Here is a 21528-nt window from a genome sequence, read left to right on the forward strand (position 1 = left end):
CTCAAAAAATCTTATAGATTTTTTTTCAAAACTCTCCCACAAGGGGAGAGAGATAAATTTATTTCTTCGAAAATAACTTCATCGCAGGTAAAATTACTGCACAAGCGATAGCACCAACGATAACTCCTACTACGAAATCAAGTGCAGAGGAGAATGAAGTTGGAATAGCGAAATGTCCTACCCAGTGATGAATGGCTGGTACGTTATGAGAGAAAATACCTCCACCAACCAAGAACATTGCAATGGTACCAATAACGGATAATGATTTCATAAACCAAGGCATAATAAAGAGCAGGCTGCGTCCTATGAATTGCAAGAATGTGCCTTTCTTTTTCATCATCCATAAGCCGATATCATCTAATTTCACGATTAACCCCACCAAGCCATAAACAAATACGGTAATACCAATCCCGACCGCAGAGAGTGAGAGAATTTTGGTCATCGTACTGCTTTCTTGCAACACACCAAGTGCGATGATAATAATTTCCGCAGAAAGAATAAAATCGGTGCGAATTGCTCCTTTGATTTTGACCTCTTTTGAAACGCTATTTTCATCTTCAGTGTTTTCTGCGTGGTGTAAGAATTTATGCAATAATTTTTCTACACCTTCGAAACAGAGATAAGCACCACCGATAATCAATAATACCGTAATGGCTTGCGGTAAATAGATGGAGAGAAGAAGGGCAAGAGGAATTAAAATCACCTTGTTAAGCAGCGATCCTTTCGCCACAGCCCAAACAATCGGTAATTCTTGCTCAGGAGAGATGTCTTTACCGCTAGCCTGGTTGGCATTTAAGGCCAAATCATCACCAATCACACCTGCTGTTTTCTTAGCAGCCATTTTGGTCATTATAGAAACATCGTCCAACACCGCTGCGATATCATCTAATAAGGTAAAGAGAGAGCTAAAAGCCATAGTTTTTCCTTGAATATAATCTATAAAAAAACCGAGCAAAACTGCTCGGTCTTCAAATTCCAAATTTCGGAAATTAGCGACGTAAACCTAAACGTGCGATGATTTCTGAATATTTAGCAAGATCAGTTCGTTTTAAGTAGTCTAATAATTTACGACGACGTGAAACCATACGTAATAAACCGCGACGACCGTGGTGATCTTTTTTATGTGTAGCAAAGTGAGCTTGTAAATGGTTGATTTGAGCTGTTAATAATGCAATTTGAACTTCTGAAGAACCAGTATCTTTTGCATCACGACCAAATTCAGCAACGATTTGTGCTTTTGCTTCTACGCTTAGAGACATCTTAATTTTCCTTTTTGTTAAGGGTTGAACATACATCAATAGCCGATCTCTAACTCAGCTACGACAAGAGGTGTGGATTTTAATGTGAAATACCTAGCAATGCAAGCTTAAATTAAGGTAAATGCAAGAAAGTAGGCGTTGCGATTTTATTTTACAAGCGGTAAATTATGGCACGAACTTGACCAAATTTCGGAGATTTTATGCCACTTTCCACTTTCCCCCCAACACTTTCGCAAAAAATCGCTGAAAATCCATCGCTTGTAAATGCGATTTCAATGTCTAGTTTTATAAAACGCACACTTTTATCTCAGCCTGAATTGCTAAACCAATGGCTTAAGAACCTACCTAGTTCGCAAGATTGTACGCATTATGCTGAGCGCTTAGCCAAAATACTGCAAAATGTGCAAGATGAAGAGCAATTGGGTAGAGAACTTCGCTTGTTTCGCCATCGAGAGATGGCAACGCTTAGTTTTATTCAATCGAATAAATTAGCCAGCGTCGAGTTTGTCTTCCAAGCCCTTTCTGATTTAGCGGAAACGATTATTTTGCAAGCCCGCGATTGGCTCTATCAGCATTGTTGTGCGGAATACGGCGTGCCGATGAATAGCCTCAATGAACCGCAAGAGTTACTGATTTTAGGAATGGGCAAATTAGGCGGACGGGAGCTTAATTTCTCGTCAGATATTGATCTGATTTTTGTCTACCCTGATGCAGGCGAAACGGTTGGCGGGCGGAAAGCGGTCGAAAATAGCAAATTTTTTACCAGACTTGGGCAGCGTTTAATTCGTGCGTTAGATGAAGTGACCGCAGAGGGTTTCGCGTATCGCACCGATATGCGATTGCGCCCTTTTGGTGATAGCGGCTCATTGGTGCTCAGTTTTGCTTCAATGGAAGATTATTACCAAGAACAAGGGCGAGATTGGGAACGCTATGCGATGATTAAAGCAAAAATCTTGGGGGAAGATTTGAGCAATCTCAACCACCGCTATTTGAAACAGATGTTGCGCCCGTTCGTTTATCGCCGCTATTTAGATTTCAGTGCGATCCAATCGTTGCGGGAAATGAAAGAGAAGATCAGCCGTGAGGTAGTACGCCGTAATTTGGTAGATAACATTAAGCTCGGTGCGGGCGGTATTCGCGAAGTTGAATTTATCGTGCAAACCTTTCAAATGATGCGAGGTGGTCGTGATAAAATTCTACAAGAGAGAAGCCTGCTTACGGTGCTTCCGCGTTTGGCAGAGCTAGGATTACTGAGTAAAGATCAAATTCAAGATCTGCGTTCGGCTTATCTCTTGTTCCGTCAAGTGGAAAATGTGTTGCAGGCGATTGATGACAAACAAACCCAAACCTTGCCAACGGACGAGCAGGCTCAGCAATGTCTGATTTTAGCCACGCAAAAATATCTGATTGAAGCTGAGCAGGGCGAAACGTGGATTGAACATTCAATCCAAACTTGGGCAGATTTCTTACTAGTGTTGGAGGAATATCAGAAAAAAGTGCGAGCCGTATTCAGTGAATTGATTGGTCAAGATGAAACGGAAAATGAACCACTTGTAAATGGAAAAATCGCCCTATGGAAAGATATTTTAAGCCATGAAATGAGCGAGGAAGATTTGGCAAGCGTGTTGAAAGAATATGCGGTAGCTGAAAGTGATTATGCCGAAATTTTTCGCTGGCTTGCTACAACGCTGCAAGATTGGGTGCGTAAACCCATTGGTGTGCGTGGGCGTGAAGTATTACGAACGCTATTGCCAACGGTGCTTGACCAAATTTTCAACCAACCGAATTACCTGATTTTATTGCCTCGTTTGCTCAATATTTTGGACAAAATCACTACCCGAACTACCTATTTGGAATTGCTTGCTGAAAAAGAGCAGATTTTGCCACAGCTGATTACACTGTGTGGCCAGTCGATTATGATTGCTGAGCAGATTGCCCGTTATCCAATGTTGCTGGATGAATTGATGAGCAATAAAGGTTTAACGCAAGTGATTAATTTTCACGATTATCAAGCTGCCTTAACCGATTACTTGGTGCGAATCCCAGAAGAGGATGAAGAAGCATTGATTGATGCGTTGCGGCAATTTAAGCAGAGCCAGATTTTGCACATTACCTCTGCTGATATTATGGGCGTACTACCTGTGATGAAAATTAGCGATCATCTTACCTACCTTGCCGAAGCAATTATCGGCGCGGTAGTGAATATGGCGTGGAAAGCGGTCAGCCAACGTTTTGGCGTGCCCAAGCATCTAAGCGAAAATGAGAAAGGTTTTGCGGTGATAGGTTACGGAAAATTAGGCGGTATTGAGTTAGGCTACAATTCCGATTTAGACTTGGTTTTCCTCCATAATGCACCTGAAAATAGCGAAACGGTTGGCGGACGGAAATCGGTTTCTAGCCATCAGTTCTACTTAAAACTCGCCCAAAAAATAAACTCAATTTTTAACCTCAACACCAGTGCTGGCGTGTTATATGAAGTGGATATGCGATTACGACCATCGGGCGAAGCGGGGCTTTTAGTCAGCACTTTCAATGCCTATGATTTCTACCAAAAAAACGAAGCGTGGACGTGGGAAAGCCAAGCGCTTGTGCGAGCAAGATGCGTTTATGGTACAGAAATTTTAAAAGCTGAATTTGATCAAATTCGTCAATCAACTTTAGCGAAAAAACGTGATGAGGTAATGCTTAAAGCAGAAATTACAGGAATGAGAGCCAAAATGTATCAGCATTTAACCCAACCGCAAGCGGTCGAATTTAACTTAAAAACCGACAAAGGTGGGATTACTGATATTGAATTTATCGCCCAATATTTGGTGTTGGCGAATGCAGAAACTTCGCCAGAGATGGCTGTTTGGTCGGATAATGTCCGCATTTTCGACACGGCAATGGCGTGTGGCATTCTAACCGAACACGCAGGCGAACAGCTCAAATATTGCTACACTGCAATGCGAAACCGCATTCATCACTTGAATTTATTGCGCCAACCAAGTTGCGTGCCGATGAGTGAATTTGAAACGGAACGGGATTTTGTTGGGCAAATGTGGTTGCAAATTTTTCAGTAAAAACAACCGCTTGAAACAGATAAGTAGCATATAATAAGCTGATTTTAAACGGAGGAAAGATGGAATATCAATTTAACCATACAATGCACGGTGTGATTACCCGTTGCTCAATGGATCACGAAGCGTTTGCCCGTTGGCTAAACAATGAAATTGCGGGCGATCATAAAGCTTTAAATACCATTTTAGCCGAGATCGAACGTTGCAAGGCCGCTTACCCAAATCAATATGAATTTGTTGTCGAGGGCAAGGAGTACAGCCTCTATTTCATCAGTGATGAAGTGATGGTGAAAGCGAATAATTTAGAAGATGATTTTGATGAGTCTATGATGGAAGAGGGGTTTAATTTCTATAACGAAGAGAGTATTGCTTTTTGTGGGGTAGATGATTTTGAGACTTTTTTGAAAGCGTATCAGAAATTTATGAAGACCTATCATTAAAAACTTAAGGAGCATATAATACCCCTGTAATACCAAAAACGGATTTCTAAACTAGACATCCGTTTTTCCGTTAGTAATTAAGAACAGCAAGCATCATCAACATTCTTCACTGTAATTTGATTTTTTGTGCCAGCTGCCATTTCAGCTAATACATCCATCTGATTGATCGTAATGTATTTTCCTTGCACGGTAATCATACCTGATTTTTGGAAACGACCAAGTAAACGACTAATAGTCTCAATAGTTAAGCCAAGATAATTGCCAATATCACCACGAGTCATTGTTAAACGAAACTCACGAGCTGAAAAACCACGAGCAGCATAGCGTTGGGAAAGATTATATAAAAATGCTGCTAGTTTTTCTTCTGCACTCATTTTTGAAAGTAATAAAATCATTTCTTGATCGCTTTTGATTTCATTACTCATTAAACGCATAATTTGATGACGAATTTTAGGCATTTTACCAGCAAGATCATCTAGAATATCAAACGGAATTTCGCAGATCATAGCCGTTTCTAAAGCCTGTGCGAAACCTACGTGTTTCATATTCATAATAGCATCAAAGCCAATCAGATCACCTGGAAGATGAAAAGCTGTGATTTGTTCTTCGCCATTTTCGCTTAATGTGTAGCTTTTTAATGTGCCAGAACGAAGAGCATAAATTGAGCGAAGTTCATCACCAGATTGGAAAATAATTTGAGATTTTTGTACAGGTTTTTTACGCTCAATGATGTTATCAAGCTGAGTTAATTCATGTTCGCTTAACGTAAAAGGGAGGCAAAGTTGGCTAATACTACAATTTTGGCAGTGGATCGTACAGCCGGTTCTTCCTTGTGGTTTTGCCTCTGGCACAATTTTCATAACCATTTCCGCATAAATTCTATAAAAGTTTGATTTCGAGCAAAGTTTACCATTTATTTTTGAATGAAGAAAGTATAACTTTTACCTCAAGATAGTTAATTTTTTTAGTGAATTTATTCCAAGAAATTTCAAAAATGAGAAGTATATCTCATTTTTCTTCGCAATTATTTGCTAGTATAGAAACGAAAAAGACCAAAGCAGAGACAATAAGGAGTCTATTATGTACAAACACATCTTGGTTGCAGTCGATCTTTCTGAAGAGAGTCTTATTTTATTACGTAAAGGTGCTGGACTTGCAGAAAAATGTGGAGCGAAATTATCGGTTATCCATGTTGATGTCAATTTTTCCGATTTATATACGGGTTTAATTGATATCAATATGTCTGCCGTACAAGATAACGTTTCAGTTGAAACAACGAAAGCATTAGATGAACTTGCGAGCAAAATAGATTACCCAGTTTCGGAAAAACTCAATGGCACAGGCGATTTCTCTCAAGTTATTGAAGAAGCCGTGGCTAAATATGGTGTTGACTTACTCATCACTGGACACCACCAAGATTTCTGGAGCAAATTTATGTCTTCAACTCGCCAAGTAATGAATAGCGTGACCGTGGATATGTTAGTTGTTCCATTAGATGATGAATAGAAAACAAGCATATTTGTAGCGTTTAAGAATAACCGCTTGTGCAATAAAAGAGCTCAAGCGGTTATTTTTTGCTAAAAATTTGACAAATAAATAACAGTATAAATAAAATTCATTGCTTTTCTTATATTATTTTCACAATTTCACCTGAAAAATGTGTAGAATAGTACAGTTATACATAACGATTGAATCAATCTTTTTATTTTAAAACGAGCGTTATTAGAATGAAAACAACATCGCAAATTAGACAGTCCTTCTTGGATTTTTTCCATAGTAAAGGACACACTGTGGTAGAAAGTAGTTCGTTAGTTCCCGAAAATGACCCTACTCTACTCTTTACCAATGCTGGTATGAACCAATTTAAAGATGTTTTTCTTGGCCTAGAAAAACGTCCTTACACTAGAGCTACAACGGCACAACGCTGTGTACGTGCGGGTGGTAAACACAACGACTTAGAAAACGTAGGCTATACAGCTCGCCATCATACTTTCTTTGAAATGATGGGGAATTTTAGCTTTGGTGATTATTTTAAACGTGATGCAATCCAATTTGGTTGGGAGTTTTTAACTTCACCAGAATGGTTAGGTTTGCCGAAAGAAAAACTCTACGTCACTGTTTATGAAACAGACGATGAAGCTTACGATATTTGGCATACTCTTGTAGGCGTGCCAGCTGAGCACATTATTCGTATCGGCGACAATAAAGGTGCACCATATGCATCCGATAACTTCTGGGCAATGGGTGACACAGGCCCTTGCGGTCCTTGTACTGAAATTTTCTACGACCACGGTGAAAAATACTGGGGTGGTCTACCGGGTACACCTGAAGAAGATGGCGACCGTTATATCGAAGTTTGGAACATTGTGTTTATGCAATTCAACCGCTTAGCCGATGGCACAATGGAAAAATTACCAAAACCATCTGTTGATACAGGTATGGGTTTAGAACGTATGACAGCAGTTATGCAGCACGTAAACTCAAACTACGAAACAGATATTTTCCAAACACTCATCAAAACAACAGCAGAATTATTAGACGTTAAAGATTTAGATAACAAATCATTACGCGTAATCGCAGACCACATTCGTTCTTGCTCATATTTAATTGCTGACGGTGTTGTGCCTTCAAATGAAGGGCGTGGCTATGTTCTTCGCCGTATTATTCGTCGTGCAGTGCGCCACGGTAACTTATTAGGTGCAAAAGAAGCATTCTTCTATAAATTAGTACCAACACTTGCAGAAGTAATGGGGCACGCTGGTGAAATCGTTGCACAGAAACAAGCTTTCATTCAACAAACATTAAAATCAGAAGAAGAGCAATTTGCTCGTACACTGGAACGTGGTTTAGCACTGCTTGAAGATGCATTAACGAAAGTGGAAAACAAAACCCTTTCAGGTAAAGTAGCATTCAAACTTTATGATACTTATGGCTTCCCGCTTGATTTAACCGCTGACGTTTGTCGTGAGCGTGATATTTTAATTGACGAAGCAGGCTTTGATGATGAAATGACAGCTCAACGTGAGCGTGCAAAAGCGAGCAGTAACTTTAGTGCAGATTACAGCAATGTCATCAAAGTAGACAGCATAACCAAATTTGTTGGTTACGATCATTTAACAACTGAGGCAACTGTGGTTGGATTATTCAGCCAAGGTAAAGGGGTTGATACAATTCAATCTGGCGAAACAGCCATTATCATCTTAGACAAAACGCCATTCTACGCAGAAATGGGGGGGCAAGTAGGTGATAGCGGTCTAATTTCATCAGAAATTTGCCAATTTAACGTAATTGATACACAAAAATATGGTCAAGTGTTTGGTCATTATGGTCAAGTGGAATCAGGCGAATTACGCGTAGGCGATAAAATTTATGCCGAAGTGAATGCAACTCGTCGTCACAACATTGAGCTAAACCACTCTGCAACCCACTTATTACACTCTGCATTACGTGAAGTATTGGGTGAACACGTTGCTCAAAAAGGGTCATTAGTAAACGAAAACGGCTTACGTTTTGACTTCTCTCAACCAGAAGCGATTACTAAAGCTCAACTTGAGGAAATCGAACGTATCGTAAACTGTAAAATTCGTGAGAATATTCCTGTTATCATTGAAGAGATGGGCATTGATGCTGCAAAAGCAAAAGGTGCAATGGCTCTCTTCGGTGAAAAATATGGTGATGTGGTACGTGTTGTTGAAATGAGTACATTTTCGATCGAACTTTGTGGTGGTACACACGTCCAACGTACAGGAGAGATTGGTTTCTTTAAACTCACCTCTGAGAGTGCAGTTGCGGCAGGTGTTCGCCGTGTTGAAGCAATCACGGGCGAAACAACAGTTGCTTGGATCCATCAATTACAACAAGTATTACAGCATTCTGCAGAATTATTAAAAGCAGATAACGCCTCACTTGTGGAGAAAATCCAGCAATTACAAGACAAATCAAAACGCACTGAAAAAGAGTTACAACAACTTAAAGATAAACAAGCTGCTCTTGCAGGTTCTGAACTTGTAAAACAAGCTCAACAAATCAATGGCGTAAATGTAGTGGTAACTCAATTAGATAATGCGGAAGCGAAAACCCTAAGAACAATGGTTGATGACTTGAAAAATCAACTCGGAAGTGCCATAGTAGTTATAGGATCAGTAGCTGATGAAAAAGTGAACTTGATTGTAGGAGTAACCACCGATTTAACCTCAAAAGTGAAAGCTGGCGAGTTAGTCGGTGAAATGGCAAAACAAGTCGGTGGTAAGGGTGGTGGTCGTCCAGATATGGCAATGGCCGGTGGCTCTGAACCACAAAATTTATTACAAGCACTGAACTTTGCACAAGAATGGATTCAAGCAAAATTATAATTTAATACCTAGGCAAGGAAGAATGAATCAGCCTTGCCTTGACCTTAAAAATTTTATTGGGTCTTTTATCTTGGAGGTAGCAATGCTTATTTTAACTCGGAAAACAGGAGAAAGTTTACTCGTAGGAGATGATGTAGAAATTACCGTACTTAGTGTACGAGGAAGTCAAGTAAAGCTAGGTGTAAATGCACCTAAGGATATTGGAGTTCATAGACAGGAAATCTATCAAAAAATTAAAGATGCTGAGACTCAAAAATCTGAGTAGCTAGTTTCATAAGAAAGAAAATATTGATAGTAGCGAACTTTCTCAGTAGACATTCAATCTGTGTTTTAAGTGTTTAGTAAATTTTATAAATTTATATTATCGGATCATTTTAGCTCTATATTTTGAATGTAAATAATCTCTGTAATTTTAATAAAAGGTCACTTATTTATAGTAAGTGGCCTTTTATATTTAGCTATTAACATCAAACTAGCTATTTTAATATACTTTTTTTTATAAAAAGCATTAAAAAAAGTTTTCAAAATCTAAAAAAAGGTTACAATGCAATCGTTTACTTTTTAATTTGAGAGGTCTTATGGATTTTATTGTTTCAGGCTTTGAGGCCGTATTAAACTGGATCGTTAATACTTTAGATGGACCAATTTGGGATATCACGATTCTCTTGCTTTTAGGCACAGGGCTATTTTTTACTATTACAACAGGCTTAGTACAATTACGTTTACTCCCACAAAGTTTACGAGAAATGTGGGGAGGACGTTCCGCTGATGGTAATTCTTTAACTCCATTCCAAGCTTTCACTACTGGCTTAGCTAGCCGCGTGGGTGTAGGTAATATTGGTGGTGTCGCAACTGCAATTGCCTTAGGTGGACCTGGTGCTGTATTCTGGATGTGGCTTACCGCTTTGATGGGGATGAGCTCGGCTTTTGCGGAATCTTCACTCGCTCAGCTTTATAAAACCCGTGATCCAAACGGTATGTTCCGTGGTGGCCCAGCTTACTACATCACTCGAGGGTTGAAATGTAAACCGCTTGCGATTGCGTTTGCGATTACCCTGATCTTTACATTTGGTTTTGCATTTAACGCCGTTCAATCTAACTCTATTGTTGCGGCAACGAGTAAAGCATGGGCTTGGGATGCTAAATCAGTGGGTGTTGTGCTTGTAATCTTAACCGCTGTTATTATCGCTGGCGGAATTAAACGTATCGGACAAGTTTCCGCAAAAGTAGTGCCAACAATGGCGTTATTCTATTTGATCATTGCAGTTATTATTCTTGGAATGAATATCAGCAAAGTGCCTGCTATTTTATCAATGATCATCTCAAGTGCCTTTGATTTCTCCGCCGTTGCGGGGGGGATGTTTGGTAGTATTGTGTCAAAAACGATGTTAATGGGGATTAAACGTGGCTTATTCTCAAACGAAGCGGGGATGGGATCTGCACCAAACTCAGCAGCAACATCCGATGCAAAACACCCCGCAAGCCAAGGTTTAATCCAAATGCTTGGTGTATTTGTGGATACCATTGTAGTTTGTACTTGTACAGCCGTTATCATCTTAATGTCTGACAACTATGGCAACGAAACCTTAAAAGGCGTGGAACTTACCCAAATCGCACTGCAATATCACTTGGGCGAATTTGGCGTGCATTTCTTAGCGTTTATCTTGTTACTATTCTGCTACACCTCAATTATCGGTAACTACGCTTACGCAGAAACGAATATTCGCTACATCAAAAACAAAGCATGGTTTGTATGGGGCTTCCGCGCAATCGTATTGTTCTTCGTTTATTTTGGTGCAGTGCGTGATGGTGGGATTGTTTGGGCATTTGCTGACACAGTAATGGCAACCATGGCAATCATCAACTTGATTGCAATTTTAATTCTTTCCCCACTAGTATGGCGAATTTTAAAAGACTATGTTCGTCAGCTAAAAGCGAAACAAGAACCTGTGTTCCGTATTGAAGAACATCAAGATCTCATTCACAGAGGTGTTGATCCGTTAATTTGGAAATCGAAAGAATAGTTAAAACATCAATAAAATGCGTGGTATTTGTTTGATCAAATCCACGCATTTTTATTTTTCTTAGAATCTCCTACTTTAATCTCTCTTGCGTAAAAGTCTGCTTATCTTCCCATCTCATCATCGTAAGATGATTACCCCACGCACAACCCGTATCTAACGCATAAATATTCGGGCGAGTACATTTTCCCATTAGACTTGCCCAATGCCCGAAAATGATTTCTTGGTCATTAAAGAGTGGATTATCTAATTCAAACCACGCTTTTAATTCAGTTGGAGCTTCTTCGATTGGCAATTTACAAGCAAAATCTAACCGCTTGTCTAAATAGCAAAAACGCATTCGGGTGAAAATATTCACGATGTAACGCCAACGCTCAATGCCTTGTAAATTGTCATCCCAATGGTCGGGATAATTTTCATACATTTTCGCGATATAATCAGCATAACTCTCGCTTTTTAGCACGGTTTCTGCTTCTCTTGCACATTGAATTGCGGTAGTTAAATCCCATTCAGGGCTAATGCCAGCGTGCACAAGTAGAAATTTATGCTTTGGATGTTGAGCCATAATCGGTTGATTTCTCAGCCAATTTTGTAATTCTTCACGATCTGGTGCTTCAAAAATTGGTTCCACTTTATCAGAGGGTTTTACTCGTTTGATGCCTAACAAAGTAGAAAGAAGATGCAGATCGTGGTTACCTAGCACAGTTTGGGCTTTTTCGCCTAAATCTTTGACAAAACGTAAACAAGCTAACGAATCATCGCCTCGAGCCACCAAATCGCCCGTAAGCCAAATTTCATCTTGTTTTTCATCGAACTGAGTTTTTTCTAACAGCAGTTGAAATTCTTTAAAACAGCCGTGTAAGTCGCCTACGATATAAGTTGCCATATTACTCTTCCTTCTTTGTTTCTTTTGATTGCTTCTGCTCTAATCGTCTCTTTTTGAAAAACGCACTCATTTTTTGGCTACATTTTTCTCGTAACACGCCACCGCAAATTTCAAGCAAATGGTTCATTTTGAAATCTTCAAACAGATGAAAACGTGAGCCTATCGCCCCTGTTTTGTAATCACTTGCACCAAAGACTAATCGCCCGATACGGCTATGCAGAATCGCACCCGCGCACATTGTACACGGCTCAAGTGTAACATAAAGCGTACAATCGATCAGACGGTAATTTTGAAGATGCTCTCCTGCTTGGCGGATTGCCAGCATTTCTGCGTGAGCGGTGGGATCGTTGAGCAAAATAGATTGGTTCCAGCCCTCGCCAATTTTATTGCCGTCTTTATCAATGACCACTGCGCCAACAGGAATTTCACCTATGGTTTCGGCTTTTTCAGCAAGCGTGAGCGCGTATTTAAGCCAATATAAGTCTTGTTCGGAGTAATCGAGTGTGCAATGGGTTTGAATGGATTGGATGAACATAATATAAAATAAATTATTGTTCTTGGTGTAGGGGCGTGTTGCACACGCCCTTTGACATTGCTGGAATATCCGGCGGTGCAACACGCCCCTACACTAAGAGCAGCACAGTTACTAAATTAAAACAGCCCCAAAGGGGCTGGTTTATGCGTAACCTATGGCAAGAGCCATAGGTACAAGGCTTAATTAACGACGACCACGCTCGTTAAAACGTTTCTCTTTAAAACCACCTTTTTTACGATCGTTGAAACCACGATCATCACGGCGGTCATCTCTGCGGTCAAAACCACGTCCACCACGTTCAGGGCGACGGTCATTACGTTCTCCACGACCTCTACCTTCAAATGGTTGACTGTTTGCACCATCAACAGGACCTAACAGCGACATCTGCATTTGCTTGTTCAACACGCGTGCTTTTTGGGCAAAGTGTTGCACCAAGTGGTTTGGCATACCTTGCGGAAGTTCGATGGTTGAATAAGTATCGTGCAATTTAATATGCCCAATGAAACGGCTACTAATATCGCCTTCGTTAGCAATTGCACCCACGATATGACGCACTTCTACACCATCTTCACGACCTAATTCGATACGATATAAATCCATTGCAACGCCTGTGCCTTCGCGTTGCTCACGTCCACTACGGCGATCATCGCGACGGTCTACACGTTCGTTACGGTCACGACGACCACGCTCACGGCTTGGTTTCACGACTGGATCTGGCGGAAGAATCAGTTTTTGTTTCTCTTGCAATAACATCATCATTGCCGCAGCAAGTTCTTCGTGATCTTGGTCTGCAGTGAATAAATCTTCCAACAATGCACGGTATTTTTCTAAATCGTGATGTTCTAATTGCGCTTCAATACGGGCCTTGAATTTCTCACGGCGTTTTGCCATTAAAATTTCGTGGTTTGGAATCGCCACTTCATCAATTGGTTTCTTGATAAGATGCTCAATGTTGCGTAATAAACGGCGCTCACGTGGTTCAACAAATAACAATGCACGACCAGAACGACCTGCACGACCTGTACGACCAATACGGTGCACGTAAGACTCCGCATCAAGTGGAATATCATAGTTCACCACAAGGCTGATACGTTCAATATCAATACCACGAGCCGCCACATCGGTTGCCACTAAAATATCTAAACGTCCAGATTTAAGTTTATCTAACGTTTGCTCACGCGCTTGTTGAGTCATATCGCCATTGAGTGCAGCAGTACGGTAGCCATTTCGCTCACAAAGTTCCGTAATATCAATAGTGCCTGTTTTGGTACGAGTAAAAATAATCGCTGCATCAAACTCTTCCACTTCTAAGAAACGTAGTAATGCATCATTTTTACGGAAGCCGTTTACCATCCAATAGCTTTGGGTAATATCAGGGGCAGAACGTTGCGTTGCTTTGATTTTCACCTCTTGCGGATCGTTCATAAAACGTTTAGTAATACGACGAATTGGCTCTGGCATCGTTGCAGAGAAAAGTGCGGTTTGGTGCTGTTCTGGCAATTCCGCCATCACCGTTTCTACATCGTCAATAAAGCCCATTCGCAACATTTCATCCGCTTCATCTAATACGATGAATTTAAGTTGCGATAAATCTAATGTACCACGGTTAATGTGATCCAAAATACGACCAGGTGTACCTACAACCACTTGAGAACCTTGTTTTAACGCACGTAATTGAATGTCGTAACGCTGTCCGCCATAAACGGTTACTACACGCACGCCACGCATATTTCTCGTAAATTGTTCACACGCATCTGCTACTTGGATGGCAAGTTCACGGGTTGGTGCCATCACCAACATTTGTGGATGACGAGCTTCAGAATCAATTTGAGCAAGAAGCGGGAGAGAGAATGCCGCCGTTTTACCACTACCCGTTTGTGCCATACCTAGTACATCGCGACCATTTAATAAGTGGGGAATACACTCTTGTTGGATTGGCGATGGGGTTACAAAACCCATATCGTTTACAGCATCAAGAATAGATTGTGGTAAGCCTAAATCGGCGAAAGTCATAGTTGTTTCAGTCATAAAATTCCAAATAAAAGGAAGTTTCTTTGCCGTAAATGCAAAGAAACGAGTCAAAATATATTGTTGAGCGTTTAGGTAAGAAAAATAAATAGAAAGCAATCAGTGCTTTTTATAACTTGTCATATGAGTATAGCGGTAAGATCTGCAAGATTTTTTGCAAAATCGACCGCTTGCGTCCCTAATTATCCCCAACAATGGTGGGTGTTTGAACATTATTAATGCTTTCGTTATTACGAAGCTGTGAGAGTTCAAACAAGGCAAAACGATACTCAACAAAGTTAAACACTTGGTTTGCTAAAGCAAGGCGGAAGAGGCTGATTGCCTCATCTTTTTGATTCAATTTGAGTTTTTGTTTTGCTAAATAAAAGTAAGTTTCGGTAAGCATTTCCGCATAAGCAGCTGTATTTGACTGAGCTTGCGCTTCCATTTTTTTCCGAAGTTGTTTCAATGAGATATTACCTAAGAAATAATCCACCACATTTTTACCCCAAAATTCATCAGAGATTTTTTTAGCACGAGTAATTAAATTATTTTTGGCCTCTTGCGGGGTTAATTCTAACTCATTGAAATAGAGCCATAAAACACGGTATGGATCAGCAGGATTTTCATTATAAAAATGCAATAAATCGCGCTGAGCTTCTGAATATCGACCACTGTAATAAAATGCTAAACCACGATTGAGGTAGGTATAAGCATAATCAGGATCTAAATCTAATACCGCATTAAAGGCATCAACCGAGCTGTCATAATCATCTTCTAACAACAAATATAAGCCCATATAGTTATAGGCAGCGGTCATCTTTTGATTAAGCGAAATAGCTTGGTTAAAGTCGTAACGTGCAAGCGACCACAATCCTAAGCTATCGTAAATTACACCACGCTCAAAATAGAGATTTGCACGGTCATCATCCGTTAATTTTGCTTCTTGCAACACTTGAGTTAAACGCACAATCATCACTTCTTGATCAAAACGAAGTTGCGGATTTAACTCTGCTAATGCCAATTTATCTGTTGAAATCATTTCTGATGAACGGTTAGCACAACCTGCCAGAAATAAAATTATAAATAAACCGAGTGAAAAAAAACGAAACATTTTAGTCTGTTGTAACATAAGTAATAAACAGCCTTAAAGTCACTACCCTAGAAAGAACTCCTAGAAAATAGCTAAAAAGGATCAACCTCTTGTTGCCAAGAGGCTGAACGATAAGCCGATTATTCAGCTTGTTCTTCAACTGGCGTTGCAACTTCTGCTTCCGCGTTGTTTACATCTTTCATTGTTAAACGAATGCGGTTTTGTCGGTCAATTTCAACCACCTTCACCATCACTTCTTGTCCTACTGAAAGGTAATCTGCAACGCGTTCAACACGTTCGTCTGTAATTTGTGAAATATGAACTAAACCTTCTTTACCGCCTAAGATTGAAACGAATGCACCAAAATCAACCACGCGAGTTACTTTACCTTTGTAAACTGCATTCACTTCTACTTCCGCAACGATTTCTTCTATACGTGCCATTACTGCTTTCGCTGCATTGTTGTCAGTTGCTGCAATTTTCACTGTACCATCATCGTCGATGTCGATTGATGTGCCAGTTTCTTCTGTTAATGCACGAATAGTTGCACCACCTTTACCAATCACATCCTTGATTTTCTTCGGATCAATTTTCATCGTATGAATACGTGGTGCGTAGTCTGAAATATCCGCACGCGGTGCTGGGATTGCTTGTTCCATCACGTTTAAGATATGCATACGTGCACCTTTCGCTTGATTTAAGGCAATTTGCATAATTTCAGGGGTTATACCTTCAATTTTGATGTCCATTTGAAGTGCTGTCACACCTTCACGCGTACCTGCTACTTTAAAGTCCATATCGCCTAAGTGGTCTTCATCGCCCAAAATGTCTGAAAGCACCACGAACTTCTCTTCTTCTTTTACCAAACCCATTGCGATACCTGCAACTGCCGCTTTAATTGGCACACCTGCATCCATTAACGCAAGAGACGCACCACACACAGAAGCCATTGAAGAAGAACCGTTTGATTCTGTGATTTCAGATACCACACGCACCACATACGGGAACTCTTCCGCGCTTGGCATTACCGCTAATACACCACGTTTAGCTAAACGACCGTGACCGATTTCACGACGTTTTGGCGAACCGATACGACCTGTTTCACCTACAGAGTATGGAGGGAAGTTGTAGTGGAATAAGAAGCGATCTGATTTTTCGCCTGTTAATTCATCAATAATTTGTGCGTCGCGTTCTGTACCTAAAGTTGCCACCGCTAATGCTTGAGTTTCACCACGAGTAAAGATTGCTGAACCGTGAGTGCGTGGTAATACACCTGTGCAAATATCTAAAGCACGCACGGTGTCTACTGTACGTCCATCAATACGTGGTTCACCTGCAATAATACGGCTACGTACGATTTGGCTTTCCAATGCAGTAATAATATCAATAATTGCACCTTCAGAAACGGTTTCATCTTCTGCAGTTAAAGTAGCAATTACTTCTGCTTTGATAGTGTCGATTTGTTCGTAACGTGCTTGTTTTTCAGTGATACGATAAGCATCACCAATACGGCTTTCTGCCAACGCTTTCACTTTGTTGATCAAATCTGTGTTTGGCTCTGGTGCAACCCAATCCCAGCGTGGTTTGCCTGCTTCTTTTACAAATTCTTTGATGTTCTCAATCACCACTTGTTGTTGTTGATGACCGAATACCACCGCTGAAAGCATTTGCTCTTCCGTTAAAATATCAGCTTCAGATTCCACCATTAAAACCGCTTTGTCTGTACCTGCCACAACTAAGTCTAAACGGCTTAATTTTTGTTCTGAAGTGGTTGGATTTAATACGAATTGATCGTTAATGAAGCCAACGCGAGCTGCACCGATAGGGCCATTGAAAGGTACGCCAGAAAGTGAAAGTGCTGCTGATGCACCAATCATTGCGACTAAGTCTGGGCTGATTTGTGGGTTTACGGAAACCACCGTTGCAATCACTTGAATTTCGTTGAAGAACCCTTCTGGGAAAAGTGGACGAACAGGACGGTCTATTAGACGAGCTACTAATGTTTCGCTTTCAGATGGACGACCTTCACGTTTGAAGAAACCACCAGGAATACGACCTGCTGCGTAAGTACGCTCTTGGTAATCAACGGTTAAAGGGAAGAAATCTTGACCTTCTTTAACGTCTTTTTTTGCTACAACGGTTACGAAAACAGTTGTGTCGTCCATACTCGCCATTACAGCTGCAGTTGCTTGGCGTGCGATTGCACCTGTTTCTAAGGTCACAGTGTGCTGACCATATTTAAATTGTCTAACAATTGGAGTCATAACTAAATCCTTACATTTTGATTAAAATTTAGTTTTATTTCTTACAAATTGCGACTAGCAAAAACGATTTCGTCCATTTTTAAATAAACGCTAAACAAATCGCTTTTGATAGCCGCCTCTACAAATCGGAAATAAAACGTTCGCATTATACAGCCTTTTTCACACAAAATCGCCTACTATTTTTGCTTTTTATAAAATTCCTCAGCATCTCATCATTTCGCAAAGGGGAATGAAAAAACGAGCGCTTGTTTATTTTAAGTGGACAAATATCCACAGATCATAGAAAATAAAACGTTTTTTGTAATCAATCATAAAAGTTATGAGCAATACCATTATCAATTACGAAGGCGTTGAACAAATGCCAATTAAGCGTTTTACTGAAGACGCTTACCTCAATTATTCAATGTATGTGATTATGGACAGGGCGTTGCCATTTATTGGCGATGGTTTAAAACCCGTACAACGTCGCATTATCTATGCTATGTCTGAATTAGGCTTAAATGCCAATGCAAAATATGCCAAAGCAGCTCGCACCGTGGGTGATGTATTAGGTAAATTCCACCCACACGGTGACTCTGCTTGCTATGGTGCAATGGTGGGAATGGCTCAAGATTTCACCTTCCGCTATCCGCTAATTGATGGTCAAGGAAACTGGGGTAGCTTAGAAGACGATGCCGCAGCATATCGTTATACAGAAGCACGCTTAACCAAATTCTCGTCCATTTTACTTTCTGAAATTGATCAAGGCACGGTAGATTTCAAACCGAATTTTGACGGTTCAAAAATCGAACCTGTAACCTTCCCTTCTCGCTTGCCACATATTTTATTGAATGGCTCAACAGGGATTGCCGTTGGGATGGCAACCGACATTCCTCCTCACAATATTAATGAATTGGCGAATGCCTGTGTGATGTTGTTGGATAATCCAAATGCAACATTAGCGGATATCTTAAGTGTGGTGCGAGGTCCTGACTACCCAACGCTAGCAGAAATTATCACGCCGAAGGCGGAAATAGCAAAAATCTACGAACAAGGACGTGGCTCAATCAAAGCCCGTGCGGTTTGGCAAAAAGAAGATGGCAAAATTGTAATTAACGCACTGCCATATCAAACCTCGCCATCAAAAATCATTGAGCAAATTGCTGCTCAAATGAAGAACAAAAAACTGCCAATGGTGGATGATGTTCGTGATGAATCAAACCATGAAAACCCAATTCGGATTGTGATTATCCCTCGCTCAAATCGCATTGATTTTAATGCATTGATGGATCACCTTTTTGCGACAACTGAGCTCGAAAAAAGCTTCCGTATCAATATGAATATGATTGGTTTAGATGGAAAACCTGCAGTGAAAAATCTGCACACTATTCTGACCGAATGGCTGAGCTTCCGCCGTGCAACGGTCACCCGTCGTCTAAATTACCGATTAGATAAAATTTTAGACCGCTTGCATATCATTGAAGGCTTAATTATAGCGTTCTTAAACATTAACGAAGTGATTGAGATTATCCGCAATGAAGATGAACCTAAAGCCATATTAATGGCTCGTTTTGGGTTAAGCGAAATTCAAACTGATGCGATTTTAAATCTACGCTTACGTAACTTATCCAAACTGGAAGAAACCACGCTTAAAGCAGAACAAAATGAACTAGAAAAAGAGCGGGATGAATTGCAAGTTTTATTAGGTTCAGAACGTCGCTTAAATACACTTATTAAAAAAGAAATTCAAACTGATGCAAAAACATTCGCTTCACCACGCAGTTCAATTTTTGTAGAGCGTGCGGAAGCAAAAGCGATTTCAGAGGCTGATCTCACACCAACCGAAGATGTTACCGTCATTTTATCGGAAAAAGGTTGGGTACGCTGTGCGAAAGGGCACGACATTGATGTAAAAAGCTTGGCATACCGTGCAGGCGACCAATATCTGGCTCACGCAAGAGGTAGAAGCAATCAACCTGTGGTGTTCTTAGATAGCACAGGACGAGCTTATACGATTGACCCAACCTCACTGCCCTCTGCACGCTCACAAGGCGAGCCACTTACAAGTAAGATTACCTTGCCAGAAGGTGCAGAAATTCAGCAAGTCTTAATGGGACAACCTACCGAAAATGTCCTGATGGCATCCAACTCGGGCTATGGTTTTATTTGTACTTTTGAAGATTTAATCTCTCGTAACAAGGCTGGTAAAGCGGTCATTTCTTTAACCGAAAATGCAAAAACGCTCCCACCACAACTTGTCTCTCTGGAAGAAAAATGCTCTCTTGTGGCGATCAGTAATGTAGGTAGAATGTTGGTATTCCCATTAAGCGAACTACCGACTCTTTCCAAAGGCAAAGGAAACAAAATTATCAATATTTCAGCGCAAGCAGCAAAAGCTAGCGAAGAATATTTGGCTCATTTATTATTGCTTAAACCTAATCAATCGCTTGTGTTTGTTTCAGGCAAACGCAAAATTACGTTAAAACCTTCAGATATTGAAAAATATCGCGGAGAACGAGCGAGAAAAGGCTCGCAACTTGTTCGGGGATTGAGTGCGAACTCCACCATTGAAGTAGTCAGTTAGATAACAAAAAGTGGAATTATAAAAATTCCACTTTTTCATTTATTTATAATGTTTTCACTAAATCTTTAAGATATTTTTTGAACGCTTCACCGAATTTATTATGACGCAAGCTATATTCTACAAATGCTTCCATATAGCCAAGTTTATCACCACAATCGAAGGTTTTACCTGTCATATGGAACGCTTCTACGGTTTCTTGTTCAATTAACATATCAATTGCATCGGTTAATTGAATTTCATCGCCTACACCCGCAGGGGTTTTTTCTAATAAATCCCAAATACCAGATGAGAATACATAACGACCTACAACAGCTAAGTTAGAAGGTGCATCTTCTTTTGCGGGTTTTTCTACCATTTTTACAATTTCTGCTGAACCGCCCGCTGGGATATCAACCCCGTTACAATCAGCCACACCATAGCTGCTCACCTCATCCATTGGCACAGGTGCTACCATTATTTGGCTATGCCCTGTTTCATTAAAACGTTTGATCATCGCTGCTAAGTTTTCAGTTTTTTGATTGGCGCTAAACTCAGCCAAAATTACGTCAGGTAGCACTACTGCAAAAGGTTCGTTTCCTACCACTGCTCTACCACATAAAACAGCGTGTCCTAGCCCTTTCGCATTCCCCTGACGAACATGCATAATAGTTACATCTTTCGGACAGATAGAACGTACTTCTTCAAGTAATTGACGCTTAACACGTTTTTCTAGCATCGTTTCTAATTCAAACGATGTATCAAAATGGTTTTCGATGGCATTTTTTGAAGAGTGAGTCACTAATACAATCTCTTTAATGCCTGCAGCAACACACTCATTAACGATATATTGAATTAACGGTTTATCTGCAATAGTAAGCATTTCTTTTGGAATTGCTTTTGTTGCAGGTAACATTCGAGTACCTAAACCAGCGACAGGGATAACAACTTTCATTTTTATTCCTTATAAAATACAGAAAAAATCCTAAGTAAACTTAATTTACACCTAAGCATAAGATTGTTTTATCTTAGCATATTATTAAACAGTTCTAAAATTCATTTTTACACTGACA

Annotated in this window: 16 protein-coding genes; 7 read left to right on the plus strand and 9 right to left on the minus strand. The window is 40.3% G+C overall.

The annotated features are described in order from the left end of the window. Nucleotides 1-58: 58 nt before the first annotated feature. Nucleotides 59-916, minus strand: coding sequence for a DUF808 domain-containing protein (locus B0184_RS07535; RefSeq protein WP_005709896.1), 858 nt, complete (start codon nucleotides 914-916; stop codon nucleotides 59-61). Nucleotides 917-989: 73 nt separating this feature from the next. Next, nucleotides 990-1259 (minus strand): 30S ribosomal protein S15, encoded by a 270-nt coding sequence (gene rpsO, locus B0184_RS07540; protein ID WP_039851642.1) that lies wholly within the window; start codon nucleotides 1257-1259, stop codon nucleotides 990-992. Nucleotides 1260-1459: 200 nt separating this feature from the next. Between rpsO and glnE the strand changes: the two genes are divergently transcribed. Both glnE and B0184_RS07550 read left to right on the plus strand, forming a co-directional pair. Continuing rightward, nucleotides 1460-4321 carry a bifunctional [glutamate--ammonia ligase]-adenylyl-L-tyrosine phosphorylase/[glutamate--ammonia-ligase] adenylyltransferase gene (gene glnE, locus B0184_RS07545; RefSeq protein ID WP_005709882.1) on the plus strand — a complete coding sequence of 954 codons (2862 nt, stop codon included), beginning with the start codon at nucleotides 1460-1462 and terminating at the stop codon, nucleotides 4319-4321. A gap of 59 nt (nucleotides 4322-4380) precedes the next feature. After that, complete coding sequence (locus B0184_RS07550) at nucleotides 4381-4758, plus strand: YacL family protein (RefSeq protein WP_005709990.1); 378 nt, start codon at nucleotides 4381-4383, stop codon at nucleotides 4756-4758. 77 nt (nucleotides 4759-4835) lie between these two features. On the opposite strand, the gene B0184_RS07555 is transcribed toward B0184_RS07550, so the two are convergent. After that, a complete protein-coding gene (locus tag B0184_RS07555; protein ID WP_005710011.1) occupies nucleotides 4836-5618 on the minus strand; it encodes an FNR family transcription factor in 783 nt (260 codons plus the stop codon). Nucleotides 5619-5838: 220 nt separating this feature from the next. Here B0184_RS07555 and B0184_RS07560 point away from each other — a divergent pair, with 220 nt between their 5' ends. From B0184_RS07560 to B0184_RS07575, 4 genes are all read left to right on the plus strand, one after another. Further along, nucleotides 5839-6264, plus strand: coding sequence for a universal stress protein (locus B0184_RS07560; protein WP_005709938.1), 426 nt, complete (start codon nucleotides 5839-5841; stop codon nucleotides 6262-6264). Between the two features lie 221 nt (nucleotides 6265-6485). Further along, on the plus strand, nucleotides 6486-9110 hold the full coding sequence (alaS, locus tag B0184_RS07565) for an alanine--tRNA ligase (RefSeq protein WP_039851640.1): 2625 nt from the start codon (nucleotides 6486-6488) through the stop codon (nucleotides 9108-9110). 82 nt (nucleotides 9111-9192) lie between these two features. After that, on the plus strand, nucleotides 9193-9375 hold the full coding sequence (gene csrA, locus B0184_RS07570) for a carbon storage regulator CsrA (RefSeq protein WP_039851661.1): 183 nt from the start codon (nucleotides 9193-9195) through the stop codon (nucleotides 9373-9375). A gap of 313 nt (nucleotides 9376-9688) precedes the next feature. Then, the gene (locus B0184_RS07575; protein ID WP_005710038.1) at nucleotides 9689-11134 is read left to right on the plus strand and encodes an alanine/glycine:cation symporter family protein; all 1446 of its coding nucleotides are present in this window, start codon (nucleotides 9689-9691) and stop codon (nucleotides 11132-11134) included. A 70-nt stretch (nucleotides 11135-11204) separates the two neighbouring features. Here B0184_RS07575 and apaH read toward each other — a convergent pair whose 3' ends face one another. From apaH to pnp, 5 genes are all read right to left on the minus strand, one after another. Beyond that, nucleotides 11205-12017 carry a bis(5'-nucleosyl)-tetraphosphatase (symmetrical) ApaH gene (gene apaH / locus B0184_RS07580; RefSeq protein ID WP_005709947.1) on the minus strand — a complete coding sequence of 271 codons (813 nt, stop codon included), beginning with the start codon at nucleotides 12015-12017 and terminating at the stop codon, nucleotides 11205-11207. Between the two features lies 1 nt (nucleotide 12018). After that, a complete protein-coding gene (gene tadA, locus B0184_RS07585) occupies nucleotides 12019-12552 on the minus strand; it encodes a tRNA adenosine(34) deaminase TadA (RefSeq protein WP_005709843.1) in 534 nt (177 codons plus the stop codon). Nucleotides 12553-12735: 183 nt separating this feature from the next. After that, nucleotides 12736-14580 (minus strand): DEAD/DEAH box helicase, encoded by a 1845-nt coding sequence (locus B0184_RS07590; RefSeq protein WP_039851492.1) that lies wholly within the window; start codon nucleotides 14578-14580, stop codon nucleotides 12736-12738. Between the two features lie 178 nt (nucleotides 14581-14758). Continuing rightward, the gene (gene nlpI, locus B0184_RS07595; RefSeq protein ID WP_005709165.1) at nucleotides 14759-15691 is read right to left on the minus strand and encodes a lipoprotein NlpI; all 933 of its coding nucleotides are present in this window, start codon (nucleotides 15689-15691) and stop codon (nucleotides 14759-14761) included. Nucleotides 15692-15792: 101 nt separating this feature from the next. Continuing rightward, nucleotides 15793-17916, minus strand: coding sequence for a polyribonucleotide nucleotidyltransferase (pnp, locus tag B0184_RS07600; RefSeq protein WP_005709169.1), 2124 nt, complete (start codon nucleotides 17914-17916; stop codon nucleotides 15793-15795). A gap of 319 nt (nucleotides 17917-18235) precedes the next feature. On the opposite strand from pnp, the gene parC reads away from it, so the two are divergent. Further along, nucleotides 18236-20479: a DNA topoisomerase IV subunit A gene (gene parC / locus B0184_RS07605; RefSeq protein WP_005709174.1), complete on the plus strand. Its 2244-nt coding sequence runs from the start codon at nucleotides 18236-18238 to the stop codon at nucleotides 20477-20479. 43 nt (nucleotides 20480-20522) lie between these two features. Here parC and galU read toward each other — a convergent pair whose 3' ends face one another. After that, nucleotides 20523-21410 (minus strand): UTP--glucose-1-phosphate uridylyltransferase GalU, encoded by an 888-nt coding sequence (galU, locus tag B0184_RS07610; RefSeq protein WP_005709183.1) that lies wholly within the window; start codon nucleotides 21408-21410, stop codon nucleotides 20523-20525. Nucleotides 21411-21528 lie beyond the last annotated feature (118 nt).

It is taken from the genome of Haemophilus paraphrohaemolyticus (genome assembly GCF_002015045.1).
Taxonomy (GTDB): Bacteria; Pseudomonadota; Gammaproteobacteria; order Enterobacterales; family Pasteurellaceae; genus Haemophilus_A; species Haemophilus_A paraphrohaemolyticus.